Source organism: Curtobacterium sp. 179-B 9B NHS (assembly GCF_045370965.1).
Lineage (GTDB): Bacteria > Actinomycetota > Actinomycetes > Actinomycetales > Microbacteriaceae > Curtobacterium.
On sequence record NZ_JBIQDQ010000037.1, the window covers coordinates 1 to 5,519 of the forward strand.

3 rRNA genes are annotated in these 5,519 nt (G+C 55.7%); all 3 read right to left on the reverse strand.

The features are described 5' to 3' along the window. Positions 1-5 precede the first annotated feature (5 nt). The 3 genes from rrf to ACH0A8_RS16370 all read right to left on the reverse strand — a co-directional run bounded on the left by rrf (position 6) and on the right by ACH0A8_RS16370 (position 5,325). A 5S ribosomal RNA gene (gene rrf, locus ACH0A8_RS16360) occupies positions 6-122 on the reverse strand. Between the two features lie 141 nt (positions 123-263). Then, positions 264-3,391: ribosomal RNA gene (locus ACH0A8_RS16365) — 23S ribosomal RNA — on the reverse strand. 412 nt (positions 3,392-3,803) lie between these two features. Next, positions 3,804-5,325: ribosomal RNA gene (locus tag ACH0A8_RS16370) — 16S ribosomal RNA — on the reverse strand. The 16S, 23S and 5S rRNA genes sit together here, the layout of an rRNA operon. Between the last annotated feature and the right edge of the window lie 194 nt (positions 5,326-5,519).

Below are 5,519 nucleotides of genomic sequence, written 5' to 3' on the forward strand. Positions count from 1 at the left end.
GTTGAGTCCGGCGGCGTCCTACTCTCCCACAAGGTCCCCCTTGCAGTACCATCGGCGCTGAGAGGCTTAGCTTCCGGGTTCGGAATGTGACCGGGCGTTTCCCTCTCGCTATGACCACCGGAACACTGTCGACCCAGATCCTGGATCAAACCATTGTTCCTTCAGAGCATTGCTGAAGTATTCAGTTTGATTCCCGATCGTCTGTCGGGAACCACAAAGTGGACGCGAGCCCGCCACCCACAAGGGGCGACGGTAAAAGTTGTGTTGTCAAGTCTTCGGCTTATTAGTACCGGTCAGCTCCACGGGTCGTTAGTCCCCGCTTCCACATCCGGCCTATCAACCCAGTAGTCTGCTGGGAGCCTCTCACACTCAAGGTGCATGGAAATCTCATCTCGAAGACGGCTTCCCGCTTAGATGCTTTCAGCGGTTATCCGGTCCGAACGTAGCTAATCAGCGGTGCCCTTGGCAGAACAACTGACACACCAGAGGTTCGTCCATCCCGGTCCTCTCGTACTAGGGATAGATCTTCTCAAATTTCCAACGCGCGCAGCGGATAGGGACCGAACTGTCTCACGACGTTCTAAACCCAGCTCGCGTACCGCTTTAATGGGCGAACAGCCCAACCCTTGGGACCTACTCCAGCCCCAGGATGCGACGAGCCGACATCGAGGTGCCAAACCATGCCGTCGATATGGACTCTTGGGCAAGATCAGCCTGTTATCCCCGAGGTACCTTTTATCCGTTGAGCGACAGCGCTTCCACAAGCCACTGCCGGATCACTAGTCCCGACTTTCGTCCCTGCTCGACCTGTCAGTCTCACAGTCAAGCTCCCTTGTGCACTTACACTCGCCACCTGATTGCCAACCAGGTTGAGGGAACCTTTGGGCGCCTCCGTTACTCTTTGGGAGGCAACCGCCCCAGTTAAACTACCCATCAGGCACTGTCCATGAACCCGATCAGGGTCCTACGTTAGACATCCAAAGTGACCAGAGTGGTATTTCAACAATGACTCCACGAACACTAGCGTGCCCGCTTCACAGTCTCCCACCTATCCTACACAAGCCACTCCGAACACCAATACCAAACTGTAGTAAAGGTCACGGGGTCTTTCCGTCCTGCTGCGCGTAACGAGCATCTTTACTCGTAGTGCAATTTCGCCGAGTTCGCGGTTGAGACAGCTGGGAAGTCGTTACGCCATTCGTGCAGGTCGGAACTTACCCGACAAGGAATTTCGCTACCTTAGGATGGTTATAGTTACCACCGCCGTTTACTGGGGCTTAAATTCAGAGCTTCGCCCTAAGGCTAACCCTTCCTCTTAACCTTCCAGCACCGGGCAGGCGTCAGTCCGTATACATCGTCTTGCGACTTCGCACGGACCTGTGTTTTTAGTAAACAGTCGCTTCCCACTGGTCTCTGCGGCCTTCAACGCTCAACGACGAGAAGTCGTATCACGTGTCCGGCCCCCCTTCTCCCGAAGTTACGGGGGCATTTTGCCGAGTTCCTTAACCACGATTCTCTCGATCTCCTTGGTATTCTCTACCTGACCACCTGAGTCGGTTTCGGGTACGGGCGGCTGCAACCTCGCGTCGATGCTTTTCTCGGCAGCATAGGATCACTGATTTCCCCTTACGGGTACGCGTCGGATCTCAGGCACACAGACGACGGATTTGCCTATCGTCAGCCCTACATCCTTACACCAGGTTCACCTTACGGATACCATCGCCTGGCTCAGCTACCTTCCTGCGTCACACCTGTTCATACGCTAGCCGCACCAGCATGGGGTCGAGCGTTAGACCGGACACCATCACCCCGAAGGGATCCGGAAGTCCGGGTTAGGACTCTTAGCACCACTGGATTAGCTTGGGCGGTTGTTCGCCGGTACGGGAATATCAACCCGTTGTCCATCGACTACGCCTGTCGGCCTCGCCTTAGGTCCCGACTTACCCAGGGCGGATTAACCTGGCCCTGGAACCCTTGGTCTTTCGGAGGACGGGTTTCTCACCCGTCTTTCGCTACTCATGCCTGCATTCTCACTCGTGTGGCGTCCACGGCTGGATTACTCCGCCGCTTCACTCGCCACACGACGCTCTCCTACCACTCCGCACGACTGAACCACGAAGGCTTGTCTGTGTGCGAAATCTACAACTTCGGCGGTGTGCTTGAGCCCCGTTACATTGTCGGCGCGGAATCACTTGACCAGTGAGCTATTACGCACTCTTTCAAGGGTGGCTGCTTCTAAGCCAACCTCCTGGTTGTCTGTGCAACTCCACATCCTTTCCCACTTAGCACACGCTTAGGGGCCTTAGTTGGTAGTCTGGGTTGTTTCCCTCTCGACGATGAAGCTTATCCCCCACCGTCTCACTGCTGCGCTCTCACTCACCGGCATTCGGAGTTTGGCTGACGTCAGTAACCTGTTGAGGCCCATCGGCCATCCAGTAGCTCTACCTCCGGCGAGAAACACGCAACGCTGCACCTAAATGCATTTCGGAGAGAACCAGCTATCACGAAGTTTGATTGGCCTTTCACCCCTATCCACAGCTCATCCCCTCCATTTTCAACTGAAGTGGGTTCGGTCCTCCACGACGTCTTACCGTCGCTTCAACCTGGCCATGGATAGATCACTTCGCTTCGGGTCTAGGACATGCGACTGAATCGCCCTATTCAGACTCGCTTTCGCTACGGCTGCCCCACACGGGTTAACCTCGCCACATATCACTAACTCGCAGGCTCATTCTTCAAAAGGCACGCCGTCACCCCTACAAGGAGGCTCCGACGGTTTGTAAGCAAACGGTTTCAGGTACTATTTCACTCCCCTCCCGGGGTACTTTTCACCTTTCCCTCACGGTACTTGTCCGCTATCGGTCATCTGGGAGTATTTAGGCTTATCAGGTGGTCCTGACAGATTCACACGGGATTTCTCGGGCCCCGTGCTACTTGGGATACACATCCGGCCATAACACCATTTCGTCTACGGGGCTGGCACCCACTACGGCCCGGCTTTCAAACCGGTTCGACTATGATGCGCTGTAACCGTCCCAGTCCGGCAGAACTGAGCGACGTGTCCCACAACCCCGACCATGCAACGCCCGCCGGCTATCACACATGATCGGTTTAGCCTCATCCGCTTTCGCTCGCCACTACTCACGGAATCACATGTTGTTTTCTCTTCCTGTGGGTACTGAGATGTTTCACTTCCCCACGTTCCCTCTACCCGCCCTATATATTCAGGCGGGAGTCACCAGGTCGACAAGTCGCCTGGCGGGGTTTCCCCATTCGGAAATCCTCGGCTCACAGCTCGATTATCAGCTCCCCGAGGCTTATCGCAGATTTCTACGTCCTTCTTCGGCTCCAGATGCCAAGGCATCCACCGTTTGCTCTTAGAAACTTGACCACAAAGATTAAAATTGCGATCGACTCGAACAACAACCAACCCGAAGGCCAGTCATCATCACGAGCGATCTAAGATGCTCGCGTCCACTGTGTAGTTCTCAACATACGATCGGCACCAGCACTCCCCCACCAACCGGTAGGTTCACCCTGGCCCAACGAAGGACCCGTAGGCCCAACCCCCGCCAACACTCACGTGTCAACAGGAAGCCTGGTCCCTCAGGACCCAACAACGTGCACCAGCCGACCCGCTCACCCCGACCCGTCCCAACCAGCAAGCTGGCGTACTAGGGCCGGAAGCTACGCTCCCGACTGCACTGTCAATGTTCCACCCATGAGCTACCGGCAACCACGTTCGGGTTACTCGGCGCCTGAACCAGACACCTGCAGAGCAGGGCCGGTCAGATGCTCCTTAGAAAGGAGGTGATCCAGCCGCACCTTCCGGTACGGCTACCTTGTTACGACTTAGTCCTAATCACCGATCCCACCTTCGACGGCTCCTTCCACAAGGGTTAGGCCACCGGCTTCGGGTGTTACCGACTTTCATGACTTGACGGGCGGTGTGTACAAGGCCCGGGAACGTATTCACCGCAGCGTTGCTGATCTGCGATTACTAGCGACTCCGACTTCATGAGGTCGAGTTGCAGACCTCAATCCGAACTGAGACCGGCTTTTTGGGATTCGCTCCACCTTACGGTATCGCAGCCCTTTGTACCGGCCATTGTAGCATGCGTGAAGCCCAAGACATAAGGGGCATGATGATTTGACGTCATCCCCACCTTCCTCCGAGTTGACCCCGGCAGTCTCCTATGAGTCCCCGCCATAACGCGCTGGCAACATAGAACGAGGGTTGCGCTCGTTGCGGGACTTAACCCAACATCTCACGACACGAGCTGACGACAACCATGCACCACCTGTACACCGACCACAAGGGGGCGACCATCTCTGGCCGTTTCCGGTGTATGTCAAGCCTTGGTAAGGTTCTTCGCGTTGCATCGAATTAATCCGCATGCTCCGCCGCTTGTGCGGGCCCCCGTCAATTCCTTTGAGTTTTAGCCTTGCGGCCGTACTCCCCAGGCGGGGCGCTTAATGCGTTAGCTACGACACAGAAACCGTGGAAAGGTCCCTACATCTAGCGCCCAACGTTTACGGCGTGGACTACCAGGGTATCTAATCCTGTTCGCTCCCCACGCTTTCGCTCCTCAGCGTCAGTTACGGCCCAGAGATCTGCCTTCGCCATCGGTGTTCCTCCTGATATCTGCGCATTCCACCGCTACACCAGGAATTCCAATCTCCCCTACCGCACTCTAGTCTGCCCGTACCCACTGCAAGCCCGAGGTTGAGCCTCGGGATTTCACAGCAGACGCGACAAACCGCCTACGAGCTCTTTACGCCCAATAATTCCGGACAACGCTTGCACCCTACGTATTACCGCGGCTGCTGGCACGTAGTTAGCCGGTGCTTTTTCTGCAGGTACCGTCACTTTCGCTTCTTCCCTACTAAAAGAGGTTTACAACCCGAAGGCCGTCATCCCTCACGCGGCGTTGCTGCATCAGGCTTTCGCCCATTGTGCAATATTCCCCACTGCTGCCTCCCGTAGGAGTCTGGGCCGTGTCTCAGTCCCAGTGTGGCCGGTCACCCTCTCAGGCCGGCTACCCGTCGTCGCCTTGGTGAGCCATTACCTCACCAACAAGCTGATAGGCCGCGAGTCCATCCCCAACCAAAAAATCTTTCCACCACCAGACCATGCGGCCAGTGATCATATCCAGTATTAGACGTCGTTTCCAACGCTTATCCCAGAGTCAGGGGCAGGTTACTCACGTGTTACTCACCCGTTCGCCACTAATCACAGGAGCAAGCTCCTGATCATCGTTCGACTTGCATGTGTTAAGCACGCCGCCAGCGTTCGTCCTGAGCCAGGATCAAACTCTCCGTAAAAAATTACAGATCCGACACCCGAAAGCGCCGAACCGAGTTGATTCTGACTGTTGACTGTCTACTGACAATCTTCAATCCAAAAGGAATTGTCTCCGACGACCACAACCAAAGCTGCAATCGCACGGGGTCAAAATAATTGGCATTGACAATGTGCACGCTGTTGAGTTCTCAAGGACCAGACGCACCCCCCACTC